Origin of the sequence: Roseomonas sp. E05, assembly GCF_030063475.1 — a bacterium.
Taxonomy (GTDB): domain Bacteria; phylum Pseudomonadota; class Alphaproteobacteria; order Acetobacterales; family Acetobacteraceae; genus Pseudoroseomonas.
In genome coordinates this window covers 107,540-123,353 of the sequence record NZ_JASIRT010000010.1, presented here as the reverse complement: position 1 = coordinate 123,353, position 15,814 = coordinate 107,540, and the positions used below count along the sequence as shown (strand labels likewise).

Annotated in this window: 15 protein-coding genes; 10 read left to right on the top strand and 5 right to left on the bottom strand. The window is 73.6% G+C overall.

The genetic code is table 11. The features are described 5' to 3' along the window. Window positions 1-26 precede the first annotated feature (26 nt). Window positions 27-1,100 carry a cobalt-precorrin-5B (C(1))-methyltransferase gene (locus tag QMO56_RS12695; protein ID WP_408906526.1) on the bottom strand — a complete coding sequence of 358 codons (1,074 nt, stop codon included), beginning with the start codon at window positions 1,098-1,100 and terminating at the stop codon, window positions 27-29. Window positions 1,101-1,147: 47 nt separating this feature from the next. Here QMO56_RS12695 and cobA point away from each other — a divergent pair, with 47 nt between their 5' ends. Beyond that, window positions 1,148-1,939: a uroporphyrinogen-III C-methyltransferase gene (cobA, locus tag QMO56_RS12690; protein WP_283526216.1), complete on the top strand. Its 792-nt coding sequence runs from the start codon at window positions 1,148-1,150 to the stop codon at window positions 1,937-1,939. A 42-nt stretch (window positions 1,940-1,981) separates the two neighbouring features. Here the strand turns inward: cobA and QMO56_RS12685 are convergent, their stop codons facing one another. Next, window positions 1,982-2,527, bottom strand: coding sequence for an Ig-like domain-containing protein (locus QMO56_RS12685; RefSeq protein ID WP_283526214.1), 546 nt, complete (start codon window positions 2,525-2,527; stop codon window positions 1,982-1,984). Beyond that, window positions 2,527-3,111, bottom strand: a complete 585-nt coding sequence (locus tag QMO56_RS12680; RefSeq protein ID WP_283526212.1) for a hypothetical protein — start codon at window positions 3,109-3,111, stop codon at window positions 2,527-2,529. The genes QMO56_RS12685 and QMO56_RS12680 overlap by 1 nt, the downstream gene beginning before the upstream one ends. Before the next feature lie 378 nt (window positions 3,112-3,489). On the opposite strand from QMO56_RS12680, the gene QMO56_RS12675 reads away from it, so the two are divergent. Genes QMO56_RS12675 through QMO56_RS12665 form a run of 3 tightly spaced genes read left to right on the top strand, consistent with a single transcriptional unit; the run spans window position 3,490 to window position 6,577 of the window. Next, window positions 3,490-4,812 carry a cobyrinate a,c-diamide synthase gene (locus QMO56_RS12675; RefSeq protein WP_283526210.1) on the top strand — a complete coding sequence of 441 codons (1,323 nt, stop codon included), beginning with the start codon at window positions 3,490-3,492 and terminating at the stop codon, window positions 4,810-4,812. Further along, entirely contained in the window at window positions 4,812-5,828 is a 1,017-nt protein-coding gene (gene cobT / locus QMO56_RS12670; protein WP_283526208.1) for a nicotinate-nucleotide--dimethylbenzimidazole phosphoribosyltransferase, read from the top strand. The genes QMO56_RS12675 and cobT overlap by 1 nt, the downstream gene beginning before the upstream one ends. After that, a complete protein-coding gene (locus QMO56_RS12665) occupies window positions 5,828-6,577 on the top strand; it encodes an adenosylcobinamide-GDP ribazoletransferase (protein ID WP_349362353.1) in 750 nt (249 codons plus the stop codon). The genes cobT and QMO56_RS12665 overlap by 1 nt, the downstream gene beginning before the upstream one ends. 53 nt (window positions 6,578-6,630) lie before the next feature. Here the strand turns inward: QMO56_RS12665 and QMO56_RS12660 are convergent, their stop codons facing one another. Then, window positions 6,631-7,119, bottom strand: coding sequence for a histidine phosphatase family protein (locus QMO56_RS12660; protein WP_283526207.1), 489 nt, complete (start codon window positions 7,117-7,119; stop codon window positions 6,631-6,633). Window positions 7,120-7,304: 185 nt separating this feature from the next. On the opposite strand from QMO56_RS12660, the gene QMO56_RS12655 reads away from it, so the two are divergent. After that, window positions 7,305-7,478, top strand: coding sequence for a hypothetical protein (locus QMO56_RS12655; RefSeq protein ID WP_283526205.1), 174 nt, complete (start codon window positions 7,305-7,307; stop codon window positions 7,476-7,478). Window positions 7,479-7,490: 12 nt separating this feature from the next. On the opposite strand, the gene QMO56_RS12650 is transcribed toward QMO56_RS12655, so the two are convergent. Beyond that, on the bottom strand, window positions 7,491-8,309 hold the full coding sequence (locus QMO56_RS12650; RefSeq protein WP_283526204.1) for an IclR family transcriptional regulator: 819 nt from the start codon (window positions 8,307-8,309) through the stop codon (window positions 7,491-7,493). A gap of 117 nt (window positions 8,310-8,426) precedes the next feature. On the opposite strand from QMO56_RS12650, the gene QMO56_RS12645 reads away from it, so the two are divergent. The 5 genes from QMO56_RS12645 (at window position 8,427) to QMO56_RS12625 (ending at window position 15,795) form a co-directional block, all read left to right on the top strand. Then, window positions 8,427-10,529, top strand: coding sequence for a 3-hydroxyacyl-CoA dehydrogenase NAD-binding domain-containing protein (locus QMO56_RS12645; RefSeq protein WP_283526203.1), 2,103 nt, complete (start codon window positions 8,427-8,429; stop codon window positions 10,527-10,529). 5 nt (window positions 10,530-10,534) lie between these two features. Next, on the top strand, window positions 10,535-12,196 hold the full coding sequence (locus QMO56_RS12640) for an AMP-binding protein (protein WP_283526202.1): 1,662 nt from the start codon (window positions 10,535-10,537) through the stop codon (window positions 12,194-12,196). Continuing rightward, on the top strand, window positions 12,193-13,371 hold the full coding sequence (locus QMO56_RS12635; protein ID WP_283526201.1) for an acetyl-CoA C-acyltransferase: 1,179 nt from the start codon (window positions 12,193-12,195) through the stop codon (window positions 13,369-13,371). The genes QMO56_RS12640 and QMO56_RS12635 overlap by 4 nt, the downstream gene beginning before the upstream one ends. 14 nt (window positions 13,372-13,385) lie before the next feature. After that, the gene (locus QMO56_RS12630) at window positions 13,386-14,576 is read left to right on the top strand and encodes an acyl-CoA dehydrogenase family protein (protein WP_283526200.1); all 1,191 of its coding nucleotides are present in this window, start codon (window positions 13,386-13,388) and stop codon (window positions 14,574-14,576) included. Between the two features lie 76 nt (window positions 14,577-14,652). Further along, window positions 14,653-15,795, top strand: coding sequence for an acyl-CoA dehydrogenase family protein (locus QMO56_RS12625; RefSeq protein ID WP_283526198.1), 1,143 nt, complete (start codon window positions 14,653-14,655; stop codon window positions 15,793-15,795). Window positions 15,796-15,814: the final 19 nt, after the last annotated feature.

Sequence of the window (15,814 nt, the reverse complement as noted above, 5' to 3'; positions counted from 1 at the left end):
CTTTTTTCCGTCTGCCGGGGAGCCGTTCAGGCGCGTGCCAGCAGCGTACCGTCACGGCCGAACAGCGCCACATCCACCGCCACGGGCGACCCCTCGACCACGCCCTGCGCCACCGCCCGGGCACGCCGCGCCACCGCATCGGGCAGCGCAATCCCCGCCTGCGCCGCGAGGGTGAAGGCCTCCAGCGCCGTATTGGCCCCGGCGATCTCCCCGGCCAGCGCCTCGCCCGCCCCGAGGTCGCGCGCCAGCTCAGCGAGCGCCGGCAGGTCCACCCCGCCCCGGCGGGAATGCAGGTCCAGCCGCCCCTGCGCCAGCTTGGTCAGCTTGGCCAGCCCGCCGGCGACGGTCACGCGCGGCACCGGATGCGCCCGCAGATACTTCAGCATGCCGCCGACGAAGTCGCCCATGTCGATCAGCGCCTGCTCCGGCAGCCCGTCCAGCCGGGCGATCGCGGCCTCCGAGGTGCTGCCGGTGGCGCCCGCCACATGCACCAGCCCCAGCGCCCGCGCCACGTCGATGCCGCGCTGGATCGAGTGGATCCAGGCCGCGCAGGAATAGGGCACCACCACCCCCGTGGTGCCGAGGATGGACAGCCCGCCCAGGATGCCGAGCCGCGGGTTCATGGTGCGCTGCGCGATCCGCTCGCCGCCGGGGATGCTGACCTCCACCCGCGCATCGGGCTCCCCGCCGGCGACCTCCGCCAGCGCGGCGCGGATCATCGCGCGCGGCGCCGGGTTGATGGCCGGCTCGCCCGGCGGCAGCGGCAGGCCGGGGAGCGTGACGGTGCCCACCCCCTCCCCGGCGGCGAAGGCAACGCCGCTGCCCCGCGGCAAAAGCCGCACCGCCACGCGGATCAGCGCCCCATGCGTCACGTCCGGGTCGTCCCCGGCATCCTTCACGATGGCCGCCATCGCCGCCCCATCCGGCAGCAGCGCGTGCTCGGCCAGCGCGAAGGCCGGCTGCTCGCCGCGCGGCAGGGTGATGGTCACGGGATCGGGGAAGGCGCCCGTCCGCAGCGCGGCATAGGCGGCCTTCGCCGCCGCCGTGGCGCAGGCGCCGGTGGTCCAGCCCCGGCGAAGCGGTTCATCCTGTCGCGACACGCCCTCCTCACTAGCGCCGGCGCCACGCTCTGTCATGCGGGGGCGCGATGAACCGGCTGGCCGCCCTGGAGGCCCTGCTCGGCCGCCCCGCCCCGGTGCTGGAGGCCGGGCATGTGTGGCTGGTCGGCGCCGGGCCGGGCGACCCGGGCCAGCTCACGCTGGATGCCGTCGCCGGCCTCGCCCAGGCCGAGACGCTGGTGCATGACGAGCTGGTGGACCCGCGCATCCTCGCCCTCGCCCCCGAGGGCGCCGAGCGGCTCGACATGGGCAAGCGCGGCGGCCGCCCCTCGGCACGGCAGGCCGACATCACCGCCGCGCTGATCGCGCAGGCCCGCGCCGGCCGCCGCGTGGTCCGCCTGAAGGGCGGCGACCCCTATGTCTTCGGCCGCGGCGGCGAGGAGGCGCTGGCGCTGGCCGAGGCCCGCATTCCCTTCCGCGTGGTGCCCGGGCTGACCGCCGGCCTGGCCGGGCTGGCGGCCGCCGGCATCCCCGCGACCCAGCGCGGCGTGAACCAGGCCGTGGTGCTGGCCACCGGCCATGCGGCGGAGGGCGCGGCCGAGGCGCTGGACTGGGCGGCGCTGGCGCGGCTCGGCCAGCCGCTGGTGCTCTACATGGCGATGCGCCGCCTGGAGGCGATCACCGCCGCCCTGCTCGCCGGCGGCCTCGCGGCGGAGACGCCGGTCGCCGTGGTGGCGGAGGCGACGACGCCACGCCAGCGGGTGCTGGTCTCGACGCTCGCGGAGGTGGCGGAGGCGGTACGCCGCGCCGGGCTGGAGGCTCCGGCGGTGGTGGCGATCGGCGGCGTGGTGCCGGTGCGGCGGCGCCTGATGCCCGAGTGATGCCGGGGTCCGGGGGAAGGCTTCCTCCCCCGGACCTGTCGCTCAGCGCTTGCGCTGCGTCGTCGTCTTGCTCGCGGCCGGCTTGCTGCTGGTGCTGGCCGGCGTCGGCGCGGTCACCCGCGGCGTCACCACCGGCGCGGCCGCCGCCACCGGCTGCGCCACGCCCTGCACCGTGGCGTTGACGCGCAGGGTGGTGGAGCCCGGCAGCAGGCGCACGGTGAAGGCATCCGTGCCGACGAAGCCCGGGTCCGGCGTATAGTCCACGCGGGTCCAGTCGCCGACCGCGTGCACCTGCACGCGGCCATGCTCCGGGCGACCGACCAGCAGGCCGGCGTCGAAGGGCGCCGGGCCTGGGCGGGAGACCTTCACGCCGCACCAGCCGCCGTCATTGCCGACGGTCATCGCCACTTCGGTCTGCTGCGCGTCCACCAGCTTCGGGTCGTCGGGGACGGTGCAGAGCTTGGCGGCGCCCATCATGTCGATGGCATAGACCGGGCGGGTGGACTGCACGACCGGCGTTTCAGGCTTAGCGCAGGCGGCGAGCAGCGCCGGCACGGCCAGCGACGCCCAGAGCAAGGCATGACGCATCAACGGGAAGCCTTGCGGATGGGGGTGCGCGCCGCCTTGGCAGGGGCGGCGGGAGCGGCGGCGGGGACACAGCTGCCCATCGAGGCAGGCAGCAGATCCTTCGCGGCCGCGTAGGGAGCCAGCTCAGTGGCGCTGGGAAGGGACATCACTTCCTTGAAGAGCTGGGCGTTGCGCGCGCAATAGTCGGCGCCGACTCGGTTCGCCTCCTGCGCGCGGGCATTGGCCAGGTTGGTGATGAAGGTGTCGTTCGCCTTCTGCCCGGCGCGGCGGTCGCGGCTGGTGAAGTGCTGGATCACCGAGTGGTCGTTGCTGCTGAGCACCGGCCGGTAGCGGGTGATGAAGGCGTTGTAGGCGTCTTCATTCCGGCAGGTGGTGGCGACCACCATCAGCTCGGTCTTCAGCGCCGACAGCTCGAACATCTTCTGCTGCTCCTCGGAGGTGCAGCGGAAGGGCGCGGCAAAGGCGCCGGTGGACGCGCAGAGCGTGCTGAGCATCAGCAGCCCGGCGAGCCCGCGGCGGGCGCCACGGGCAAGGCGGCTGGGTTGGGCGGAACGCGTCTCAGGAAGCAGGTGGCGCTGAACCATGCCCCTCTCTCCGATCGTGTACTGCGCGCGGTGGTGCCGCGGACTGGCTGCGGAAATGCGGATTCTGCTGGTCGGGCAGGAAGGCGCCGACGCCTCTGGCCGTATGGCCCCTTGGCTACCGGCGCGTTAATGCCCGCCGCTGAATACCGTGCCGCCCCGGCGCAGAGCAAGGGTAACGATCAACCTCGGCGCAGTTTGCATCCGCAGCAAATCAGCCCCTTATCCCGGATTGCTCAGGCGTCATCTTCGTTCCGCCTCGGGCCCTCCGCCTCCCCCTCCGCCTCCCCCTGCGCCTCCCCCTGCGCGCCAACTGTGCTAACGCATCCCGGGCGAGGCAGATGGGGAGGGCGGCGGCGGATGCCCGGAGCGGAGGGAAGCATGGCGGGCCGCGGGCTGATGATCGGCGCGCCGCGCTCCGGCGCCGGCAAGAGCACGGTGACGCTGGCCCTGCTGGCCGCGCTGCGCCGGCGCGGCCTGGCCGTGGCCGCCGCCAAGTCCGGCCCCGACTACATCGATCCCGCCTTCCACGCCGCGGCCTGCGGCCGGCCGAGTCCGAATCTCGACAGCTGGGCGATGCCCGGCGCCCTGCTCGGCGCCGTCGCCGCCGGGGCGGCGGCCGGGCAGGACGTCCTGCTCGTCGAATCCGCCATGGGCCTGTTCGACGGCGCCGGGCCCGTCCCGGGCCGCCAGGGCAGCGCCGCCGACCTCGCCGCCCGCTTCGGCTGGCCGGTGCTGCTGGTGCTGGACGTCTCGGGCCAGTCGCAATCGGCGGCGGCGGTGGCGCGCGGCTTCGCCACCCACCACCCGGCGGTGCGGGTGGCGGGGGTGGTGCTGAACCGGGTGGGCAGCGAGCGCCACCGGCGCGGCGCGGCGGAAGCCATCGCCGCCACCGGCCTGCCCGTGCTCGGCGCCCTGCCGCGCGACTCCGGCGTCACGCTGCCGGAGCGGCATCTCGGGCTGGTGCAGGCCCGTGAGCTGGGCAGGCTGCCCGCCCTGCTGGAGCGGCTGGCCGACCTCGCCGAGGCGCATCTCGACCTGGACGCCGTCCTCGCCCATGCCGCCGGCGCACCTCCCGCCGAGCCACCGGGACGCGGTCTCGCCCTGCCACCGCCGGGCCAGCGCATCGCGGTCGCCGAGGATGCCGCCTTCAGCTTCCTCTATCCGCATGTGGTGGCGGGCTGGCGGCACGCCGGGGCCACGCTGCACCCCTTCTCGCCGCTCGCCGACGAGCCGCCACCGCCCGCCTGCGACGCCTGCTGGCTGCCCGGCGGCTATCCCGAGCTGCATGCCGGTCCCCTCGCCGCCGCCAGCCGCTTCCTCGGCGGGCTGCGCCGCTTCGCCGCGCGCGCGCCGGTGCATGGCGAGTGCGGCGGCTACATGGTGCTGGGCGAAGGGCTGGAGGACGCCCAGGGCACCCGCCACGCCATGGCCGGGCTGCTCGGCCACGCCACCAGCTTCGCCAAGCGGAAGATGCATCTCGGCTACCGCGAGGCCCGGTTGCTGGCCGATGGGGTGCTCGGCCCGGCGGGCGCCGTGCTGCGCGGCCACGAGTTCCACTATGCCCGCGTGACCGAGCCCGGCACCGACGCGCCGCTGGCCGAGCTCGCCGACGCCAACGGCCAGCCGCTCGGACCGTCCGGCGGGCGGCGCGGCTTGGTCAGCGGCAGCTTCTTCCATGCCATCGCCCTGCAGGATCGCTGATGCCTGACTTCTCCAGCCTCGCCGCCGTCCGCGCCGCCGCCCTCGCCCCGCCGGCCGGCGACGCGGCCGCCGCCGCCGCGGCCGAGGCGCGGCAGGTGCTGCTCACCAAGCCCCCCGGCAGCCTCGGCCGGCTGGAGGCGCTGGTGGCCTGGCTGGCGCGCTGGCAGCGGCGGGCGATGCCGCGGCTGGAGCGGGTGCAGGTGCTGGTCTTCGCCGGCAACCACGGCGTCGCGGCGCGCGGCGTCTCGCCCTATCCGGCGGAGGTCACGGCCCAGATGGTGGCCAACTTCGCCGCCGGGGGCGCGGCCATCAACCAGCTCGCCGCGCTCGCCGGGGCCACGCTGCGCGTCGTGCCGCTGGCGCTCGACCGCCCCACCGCCGACTTCACCGAGGCCGCCGCCATGACGGAAGCCGAGTTCCTCGATGCCCTCGCCACCGGCGCGGCGGCGGTGACGCCGGAGGCCGACCTGCTCTGCCTGGGCGAGATGGGCATCGCCAACACCACCGCCGGCGCCGCCCTGGCCGCCGCGCTGTTCGGCGGCGGCGGCGCCGACTGGGCCGGGCGCGGCACCGGCGTGGACGGCGCCGGGCTCTCCCGCAAGCAGGCGGCGGTGGATGCCGCCCTCGCCCGCCACCCCGAGGCGCGGCAGGACCCGCTGGAGGCCGCGCGCCGCCTCGGCGGGCGCGAGCTGGCGGCCATCCTCGGCGCCACGCTGGAGGCCCGCCGGTGCGGCATTCCCGTGCTGCTCGACGGCTTCACCGGCACCGCCGCCGCCGCCCCGCTGGCGCGCCTCGCCCCCGGCGGGCTGGAGCATGCCCGGGTCGGCCATGTCTCCGCCGAGGCGGGGCATCGGCGCCTGCTCGCCGCCCTGGAGCAGGAGGCGCTGCTCGACCTCGGCCTGCGCCTCGGCGAGGCCTCCGGCGCCACGCTGGCGGTGCCGCTGCTGCGGGCGGCGCTGGCCTGCCACGCGGGGATGGCCACCTTCGCCGAGGCCGGCGTGGCGGACCGCACCTGATGCTGCGCGCCCGGCTGGCCGAGCTGGCCGCCGCCTTCGGCCTGCTCACCCGCCTGCCGGTCGGCTTCCTGCCGCAGCCCGCCGACGCCGCCGGCCATGCCCGCGCCGCCTGGGCCTGGCCGCTCGCGGGCGCCGTGGTGGGCGCGCTCGGCGGCGGCACGCAGGCCCTGCTCACCGCCACCGGCCTGCCGCCCGGCCTCGCCGCCCCATGGGCACTGGCCGTGATGCTGCTGGCCAGCGGCGCCCTGCACGAGGACGGGCTGGCCGACACCGCCGACGGCTTCGGCGGCGGCCGCGACCGCCCCCGCAAGCTGGAGATCATGCGCGACAGCCGCATCGGCAGCTTCGGCGCCCTCGCCCTGGTGCTTGCGCTTACCCTGCGCGGCGGTGCGCTGGCCGAACTCGCGGCCCCCCTGCCGGCGATGATCGCCACTGGCGCCCTGGCCCGCGCGGCGATGCTCCTGCCGCTGCTGACCCTTCCCCCGGCGCGACGCGACGGCCTCGCCGCCGGGCTGGGCCGGCCGCCCCTGGGCGCCGCCCTGGCCGCACCCGTCCTCGCCGCGGTGCTGGCGGGCCTGCTGCTGCCGGCCGGAGCGGCCCTGCTGGCCCTGGCCTCGGCCCTGGCCGGCGCAGCGGGGCTCACGGCGCTGGCGCGGGCGCAGATCGGCGGCCAGACCGGCGACGTGCTCGGCGCCTGCGCCGTCATCGCGGAATGCGCCGCGCTCAGCGCCCTGGTGGCATGGCGCTGAAGAACAAAGGCCGGGGGAAGGAATTCCCCGAACCCCCATCTTCTTCCGTTCGTTCAGGGACTCGCCGCCCTCACCACATGAACCGAGCCCATCGGCTGCGCGGGCGCCAGCAGATCCACGGCCCGCTCTTCCAGCAGCGCCGCCAGCACCTTCAGGGGGCCGCCATGCGCCACGACCACCGTTCCGGTGCCGATCTCCGCATGGACGGCCCGCACCCGCGCCACCAGCGCGGCACCGCTCTCGCCCTCCGGCGGCGCGAAGCCCCAGGGATCGGCCGCCCAGGCATCCAGAGCGGCACGCGGCACGGTTTCCCAGGCCAGCCCCTCCCAGGCGCCGAAATCCAGCTCCCGCAGGCGCGCGTCGAGCACCACCGGCAGGCTCCGCGCGGCGCCGATCGCCTCCGCCAGCGCCCGGCAGCGCCGGGCCGGACTGCTGATCAGCCGTGCCGCCGGGAAGCCCCCCAGCGCTGCCAGCACGGGTGCAGGATCGGCCCCGCGGCCGGGCGGCAGGTCCAGCCGGCCGTAGCAGTGGCCCGGCGGCATGTCGGTCGGCAGGTGCCGGACCAGGGCAACGGCAGGCTCCGTGCTTCCCCGCCCCGCTCCCGGGCGGCGCGCATTCGTCCCATCTCGCACACGTGATGGTGGAATCATCAAACCATCACTGACGTGAAGTGCTTCTCAAGGCGCGGTCGGCCAGAGGCTGATCGCTCTGCTGGAGGAGACTTCGCTTGCCTGTCATATCCCTCATCCCAAGCCGTGGAACCGACAATGCCGCCGCCATGCGCCTGGGCGCGGCGGAGACAGCCCGCCAGCAGAAGCTGCTGGAGGTGCCGGGAGCGGTGAGCCAGCGTGAGCCCGGCGGCCGCGCCCTGCCGCCGAAGCCGCCCTCCCCTGCCCGGTGACCGCAGGGCAGCCTAGGAAGCCGGCGCCATGCCGGCCAGGCCCAGGCTGTGCTCCAGCCGCCGCACCACGGCGGCCAGGCGCGGCCGGACCTCCTGCAGCAGGTATTCCGGGCTGACCAGGAAGGAGGGCGCGCCGCAGTTGACGACCATCGGCGGCAGCCCGCCGCCGGGATCGAAGCCGAGCGCGATGGCGTTCACGTCCGGCTGCCAGTCGCCGAACGAGCAGCAGCAGCCGTAGTCGCGCTGCTCGGCCAGGGCGCGCTCCGCCACCGCCGCGGCGCGCTCCGCCTGCGCCCCCGCCCATTGCCGCAGCACCGCCGCCCGCATCTCCGGGGCGCAGGTCGCCAGCCAGGCCCGCCCCATGGCGCTGCTGAGCAGGGAGATGCGCGAGCCCGTCTCCAGGTTCACCGCGATCGCGGCATTGCCCCGCGCCACCTCCAGATAGACCATCCGCATCCGGTCCCGCGTGCCCAGCGCGACGACGCTGTGCGTCTCCACCGCGAGTTGCTCCAGCAGCGGCCGCGCGACACGTCGGATATCGAGCCCGCCCAGCATGGCACGGCCGAGCGACAGCACCGCCATGCCCAGCCGATAGCGGCCGAGATCCGGAACGTAGTGCAGGTAGCCCAGTTCGGTCAGCGTGTGGGTGAGGCGGGAGACGGTGGATTTCGGCAGCCCGGTGCGCGCGGCGATCTCCTGGTTGCCGAGCAGCGGCTCGCCCTGGCGGAAGCAGCCGAGAACCTGCAGGCCGCGCGCCAGGGCGGTGACGAAGTGACGGTCCTGCGGTGCCTCGGCTTCGGGCGGGGGCGTGGCGGCACGGCGGCGTGACATGGAAGATCCTCTCGCGGCGCTTGACGGCGCGGGCGGTTTGCGCGACCAACCCAGCACAATTCTGCGGAATTTAATTCCGCATTGCAGAATTTGCAAAGTGTGGGAGGGGTAAGCGCCATGCCAGAGGTCGTGTCCTACCGGATCCAGGACGGCATCGCCGTCGCCACGGTGGAGAACCCGCCGGTCAACGCCCTCTCCGCCGCGGTGCGCGCCGGCCTGCTCGCCGCGGCCGAGCGCGCGGCGCAGGACCCGGAAGCCGCCGGGCTGGTGCTCGCCGGCGCCGGCAGCGCCTTTATCGCCGGCGCCGACATCAGCGAGTTCGGCAAGCCGCCGGTTCCGCCCGCCCTGGCCGAGGTGGTGGCCGCGCTGGAGGCCTGCCCGAAGCCGGTGGTCGCCGTCATCCAGGGCGTGGCGCTCGGCGGCGGGCTGGAGGTGGCGCTGGGCTGCGATGCCCGCATCCTCGGCCCGAAGGCGCAGCTCGGCCTGCCCGAGGTGAAGCTCGGGCTGCTGCCCGGCGCCGGCGGCACCCAGCGCACGCCGCGCCTGATCGGCCCCGCCGCCGCCCTGCCGATGATCGCCTCGGGCGACAAGATCCCCGCCGCAAAGGCGGTCGGGATGGGCCTCGCCGATGCCGTGGCCGAGGGCGACCTGCTGCAGGCCGCCTTCGCCAAGGTCCGCGCGCTCGCCGCCGCTCCCCTCCCCGCGCGCCTGAACACCCGCACCGACCGCCTGACCGCCCCCGGCGCCCGCGAGGCCTTCGAGGAGGCCGCCAAGGCCCTCGCGAAGCGGGCGGCGGACGAGCCGCAGATCGCCGCCATCGTCGAGGCCGTGCGCAACAGCTTCGACATGTCGCTGGAGCAGGGCATGAAGCGCGAGCGCGAGCTGTTCGTCGCCCTCCGCGACGACCCGCGCTCCAAGGCGCTGCGCCATGTCTTCTTCGCCGAGCGTCAGGCCGCGCATATCCCCGGCCTGCCGAAGGAGACCAAGCCGCGCACGGTGAACCAGGCCGCCGTGCTCGGCGCCGGCACCATGGGCACCGGCATCGCCATGAGCTTCGCCAATGCCGGCATCCCCGTGCGCATCATCGAGACCGACCAGGCCGGGCTGGAGCGCGGGCAGAAGCGCATCGCCGACACCTATGCCACCTCCGTCAAGCGCGGCAGCCTGTCGCCGGAGGCGCGCGACGCCCGCCTCGCGCTGATCGAGGGCGCGGTGGGGCTGGAGGCCGCCGCCGGGGCCGACCTCGTGGTCGAGGCGGTGTTCGAGGAACTCGGGCTGAAGAAGGAGATCTTCGGCAAGCTGGACAGCATCGCCCCCGGCGCGATCCTCGCCAGCAACACCTCCTATCTCGACATCAATGCCATGGCGGCCGCGACCTCCCGCCCGCAGGACGTGCTGGGGATGCACTTCTTCTCCCCCGCCAACGTGATGAAGCTGCTGGAGGTGGTGCGCGCCGAGAAGACCTCGCCCGAGGCGCTGGCCACCGCCGTCGCCATCGGCAAGAAGCTGGCCAAGGTGCCGGTCGTGGTCGGCGTCTGCCATGGCTTCGTCGGCAACCGCATGCTCTCCCGCCGCACCCAGCAGGCCGAGCGCCTGCTGCAGGAGGGCGCGACGCCCGCGCAGGTGGACAAGGCGCTGACCGATTTCGGCTTCCGCATGGGCCCCTTCGCCATGGCCGACCTCGCCGGGCTCGACATCGGCTGGCGCGTCCGCAAGGCGACCGGCGCGACCGCACCCGTGGCCGACGCGCTCTGCGAGGCCGGCCGCATCGGCCAGAAGGCCGGCCGCGGCTACTACGCCTACCCCGAGGGCGCCCGCGCCGGCGTGCCGGACCCCGAGGTGCAGAGCCTCATCGAGGGTGTCTCGCAGAAACTCGGCATCACCCGACGCGCCATCAGCCAGGAAGAGATCACCGAGCGGCTGATCTACCCGATGATCAACGAGGGCGCGCGCATCCTGGAGGAAGGCATCGCCGCCCGCCCCGGCGACATCGATGTCGTCTGGCTCTACGGCTACAACTGGCCGGCCTGGCGCGGCGGCCCGATGCACCATGCCGATGCCGTCGGCCTGAAGCGCATCGTCGAGCGCCTCGCCGCCTATGCCGAGCAGACCGGCGACGAGAGCCTCCGTCCCACCGCCCTGCTGCGGCAGCTCGCCGCCGAGGGCGCCGGCTTCGGCTCCCTGAAGCCCCAGGGCAACAACAACACCAAGGCCGCCTAGCCGCCATGCCGCGCCCTTATCCCTGGGAGGCCTCCTACCCTCCCGGCGCGCGCTGGGACACGCCGATCGCCAGCGGCACCATCCCGGCGCTGCTGGACCGCGTCGCGGCCGAGTGGGGCGAGCGCCCCGCCCTGGTCTATCGCGACCATCCCGTCAGCTTCGCCGCCCTGCGCGACACCGCCGACCGCGTCGCCGCCGGGCTGATGGAGGCCGGGCTGCGGCCGGGCGAGGCCGTGGCGCTCTACCTGCCGAACTCCCCCTGGCATCCGGCCTGCTTCTTCGGCGTGCTGCGGGCGGGCGGGCGCGTCGTGCACCTCTCGCCGCTCGATGCCCCGCGCGAGCTGCTGCACAAGGTTGCGGACAGCGGCGCCCGCTGGCTGATCACCACCGACTTCCCGACCCTGCTGCCCAACGCGCTGCGCCTGCTGCGCGAGGGCGGCGTGGAAGCGGCCTTCGTCGCGCCCGACGCCGCCTGGGGCGGCACCCCCGCCCCCGCGCAGCCCGACTTCCAGCCGCTGCCGCTCGCCGACGCCCTTCCGGCCTCGTGGCCGGCGCTCGACGAGACGAATATCGCCCTGCTGCAATACACCGGCGGCACCACCGGCCGGCCCAAGGGCGCGATGCTGACGCACCGCAACCTGACCTCGGCGGTCTCGATCTACCAGGCCTGGAAGGACAGCGACACGTTGCCGCGCGGGGAGCAGCGCGTGCTCGGCGTGCTGCCGCTCTTCCACATCTATGCGCTGACCGCCGTGCTGCTGCGCCAGATGGCCGACGGCAACTGCCTCTACCTCTACCCGCGCTTCGAGGCCGAGACGGCGGCGGCCGAGATCGAGCGCCACCGCATCACCGTCTTCCCCGGCGTGCCGACCATGTGGATCGGCCTGCTCAACCTGCCCGGCATCGAGGCGCGCGACCTTTCCTCGCTGAAGCAGTGCAGCTCCGGCGGCGCGCCGATGCCCTTCGAGGTGCAGCAGAAGCTGGAGGCGCTGCTCGGCCAGCGCATCGGCGGCGGCTGGGGCATGACCGAGACCAGCCCCGCCGGCGCCCGTCTGACCAAGAACGGCCCGCGCCGCCCCGGCATGATCGGCCTGCCGCTGCCGGGGATCGAGATGCGCGTCGTCGCCCTGGATGACCCGACCCAGGAGCTGCCGCCCGGCGAGCAGGGCGAGATCGCCATCCGCGGCCCCAACGTGTTCGTCGGCTACTGGAACCAGCCGCAGGAAAGCGCCGCCTGCTTCGACGACGGCTGGTTCCGCACCGGCGATATCGGCTGGATGGACGAACAGGGCTACTTCACCCTGGTGGACCGGCGGAAGAACATGATCATCTCCTCCGGCTTCAACGTCTATCCGGCGGCCATCGAGCAGGCGATCTACGAGCACCCGGATGTCGAGGAATGCATCGTCATCGGCGTGCCCGACGCCTATCGCGGCCAGGCGGCCAAGGCCTTCGTCAAGCTGCGCGACACCGCGCCGGTGCTGACGCTGGAGGGGCTGAAGCTGTTCCTGGCCGACCGCATCGGCCGCCACGAGATGCCCGCCGCGCTGGAGCTGCGCGGCGCATTGCCGCGCAGCCCGGCGGGCAAGCTGCTCGCCGCCCGGCTGCGCGAGGAAGAAGAGGAAGCGACGGCGCGAGGCGCCGGAACAGAGGGAACGCCCGCATGAGGGAAGCCGTCATCGTCTCCACCGCCCGCACGCCGGTTGGCCGCGCGGCCCGGGGCAGCCTGAACGTCACCCACGGCGCCGACATGGCCGCCCATGTCATCCGCCACGCCCTGCAGCGCGCCGAGGTGGCGCCGCCGGAGGTGGAGGAGGTCGTCATGGGCTGCGGCTACCCCGAGGGCGCCACGGGCGGCAACATCGCCCGCGCCGGCCTGCTGCGCGCCGGCCTGCCGGTGAGCACCGCCGGGCTGGTGGTCAGCCGCTTCTGCGCCTCGGGCCTGGACGCCATCGCTGCCGCCGCCCGCCGCGTGATGGTGGACGGCGTGGACGTCGCCGTTGCCGGCGGCGTGGAATCCATCAGCCTGACCGTGCCGAAGGTGGACCGCGCCGCCATCCGCAACCCGTGGCTGGTCGAGCACAAGCCGCATCTCTACGACAGCATGATCGAGACCGCCGACCTCGTCGCCGAGCGCTACGGCATCTCGCGCGAGGCGCAGGACGAATTCGCGCTCCTCAGCCAGCAGCGCACCGCCGAGGCTCAGAAGGCCGGCCGCTTCGACGAGGAGATCGCGCCGATGGAGGTGACCTGCGCCGTCACCGACAAGGCCAGCGGCGAGACGCGGATGGAGAAGCGCCTCTTCTCGCGCGACGAGGGCAACCGCCCCGACACCACCCTCGAAGGTCTCGCCAAGCTGAAGCCGGTGCGCGAGGGCCAGTACATCACCGCCGGCAACGCCAGCCAGCTCTCGGACGGCGCCAGCGCCTGCGTCGTCATGTCCGCTGACGAAGCGGCGCGGCGCGGCCTGAAGCCGCTCGGCATCTTCCGCGGCTTCGCCAGCGCCGCCTGCGAGCCGGAGGAGATGGGCATCGGCCCGGTCTTCGCCGTGCCCCGCCTGCTCAAGCGCCACGGCCTGACGGTGGACGACATCGGCCTCTGGGAGCTGAACGAGGCCTTCGCCTCGCAGTCCATCTACTGCCGCGACAAGCTCGGCATCCCGCAGGAGCGGCTGAACATGGATGGCGGCGCCATCTCCATCGGCCATCCCTTCGGCATGAGCGGCGCGCGCCTCACCGGCCATGCCCTGCTGGAGGGCCGCCGCCGCGGCGTCAGATACGCCGTCGTCACCATGTGCGTCGCCACCGGCCAGGGCGCCGCCGGCCTGTTCGAAATCCTCTGAAGCGAGGCAGCCCGATGGAACTCCGCTACACGCCTGAGGAAGTCGCCTTCCGCGACGAGCTGCGGCAGGTCTTCCAGACGAAGATTCCCGCCGAGATCCGCCGCAAGGTGAGCGAGGGACGCCACCTGGAGCGCGAGGACATCGCGACGGCGCACCGCATCCTGCACGCCGAAGGGCTCGCCACGCCGAACTGGCCGGTGCAGTGGGGCGGCAAGGACTGGACCCCCGTGCAGCGCTACATCTACACGGAGGAGATCCAGCGCAACGCGGTGCCGATGCCGCTCTCCTTCAACGTGGCGATGGTCGGCCCCGTCATCGCCAACTTCGCCCGCGAGGAGCAGAAGAAGAAGTTCCTCCCGGCGACGGCGAGCCTCGACATCTGGTGGGCGCAGGGCTTCTCCGAGCCCGGCGCCGGCTCCGACCTTGCCAGCCTCAAGACCAGCGCCCGCCGCGAGGGCGACCACTACGTCGTCAACGGCCAGAAGACCTGGACCACCCTCGGCCAGCACGCCGACTGGATCTTCCTGCTCGTCCGCACCGACCCGGCGGCGAAGAAGCAGCAGGGCATCTCCTTCCTGCTGGCGGACATGAAGACCCCCGGCATCACCGTCCGCCCGATCATCACCATCGACGGCGCCCATGAGGTGAACGAGGTCTTCTTCGACGAGGTGAAGGTGCCGGTCGAGAACCTGGTGGGCGAGGAGAACAAGGGCTGGGACTACGCCAAGTTCCTGCTCTCCAACGAGCGCACCAACATCGCCCGCATTGGCCTCTCCAAGGAGAAGCTCGCCCGCGTCAAGGAGCGCGCGAAGGAAACCCCCGCCGGCGACGGCACCCTCTGGGACGACCCCGATTTCCGCCGCCGCGTCGCCATCGCCGAGATCGAGCTGAAGGCGCTGGAAATCACCCAGATGCGCGTCGTCGCCGCGCAGCGCACGCGCGCGGCCGACAAGCCCGATCCGAACTCCTCGATCCTCAAGATCAAGGGCTCGGAACTGCAGCAGATGACCACCGAGTTGATGGTCACCGTCGCCGGGCCCTACGCCGCGCCGATGCCGTCGCATTCGCACAACGAGCCGCCGGTCGGGCCGGAATGGGCCGATGCCGTCGCGCCGCAGTTCTTCAACTTCCGCAAGGTCTCGATCTACGGCGGCTCGAACGAGATCCAGCGCAACATCATCGCCAAGGCCTTCCTCGGCCTCTGAGGGGGCTCCGCCCCCTCAAACTCCCCCGCCAGGAACCCCGGGGTTCCTGGACCTCCCATCAGAAGGAGACAACAACGTGGACTTCGACCTGACCGAGGAACAGCGCCTGCTCAAGGAAAGCGTCGATCGCCTGATGAGCGACGCCTACGGCGATTTCGAGAAGCGCAAGCACCACCAGGACCATCCGCAGGGCTACAGCCCCGAGCTCTGGGCCAAATACGCCGAGATGGGGCTGCTCGCCCTGCCCTTCACGGAGGAACAGGGCGGCTTCGGCGGCGGCCCGGTGGAAACCATGCTCGTCATGGAAGCCATCGGCCGCGGCCTCGCCGTCGAGCCCTACCTCGCCACCGTCGTGCTCGGCGGCGGCTTCCTCCGCCTCGCCGGGCGCGAGGACATGATCCCCGCCATCGCCGAGGGCAGCGCCACCCTCGCCTTCGCCCACACCGAACGCCAGTCGCGCGATGACCTCTTCGACGTCGCCACCACCGCCCGCAAGACCGACACCGGCTGGGTACTCGACGGCGCCAAGAGCGTCGTCCTGCATGGCGACACCGCCAGCCACCTGATCGTCTCCGCCCGCACCTCCGGCAGCCGGCGGGATCGCGAAGGCATCTCCCTCTTCCTGCTCCCCGCCGAGACCGCCGGCCTCAGCCGTCGCGGCTACCCGACGCAGGACGGCCTGCGCGCCGCCGAGATCACCCTGGAACAGGTGAAGCTCCCCGCCGAGGCTTTGCTCGGCGCGGAGGGCCAGGGCCTGCCGCTCATGGAGCGCGTGGTGGATGCGGCCCTTGCCGCCCTTTGCGCCGAGGCGGTCGGCGCCATGGAGGCGCTGCACGAGCTGACCATCGACTACCTGAAGCAGCGCAAGCAGTTCAACACCACCATCGGCAGCTTCCAGGCCGTGCAGCACCGCGCGGCGGACATGCTGGTGGCGCTGGAGCAGGCCCGTTCCATGGCGATGTACGCGGCGATGATGGCCGAGCACCCGGACGCGGCGGTGCGCCGCCCCGCCATCGCCGCCGCCAAGGCGCTGGTCAACCGCTCGGCCGACCTGATCGGCAAGGAGGCCATCCAGCTCCATGGCGGCATCGCCATGACCATCGAGTACAAGGCCGGCCACTACTTCAAGCGGCTGACCATGCTGGCCAACCAGTTCGGCGACACCGACCGCCACCTGCGCGTGGTGGCCGAGGCCGGCGGCCTGGACAACGCGGCCTGACGTGCCCCGGGGGAGGGCA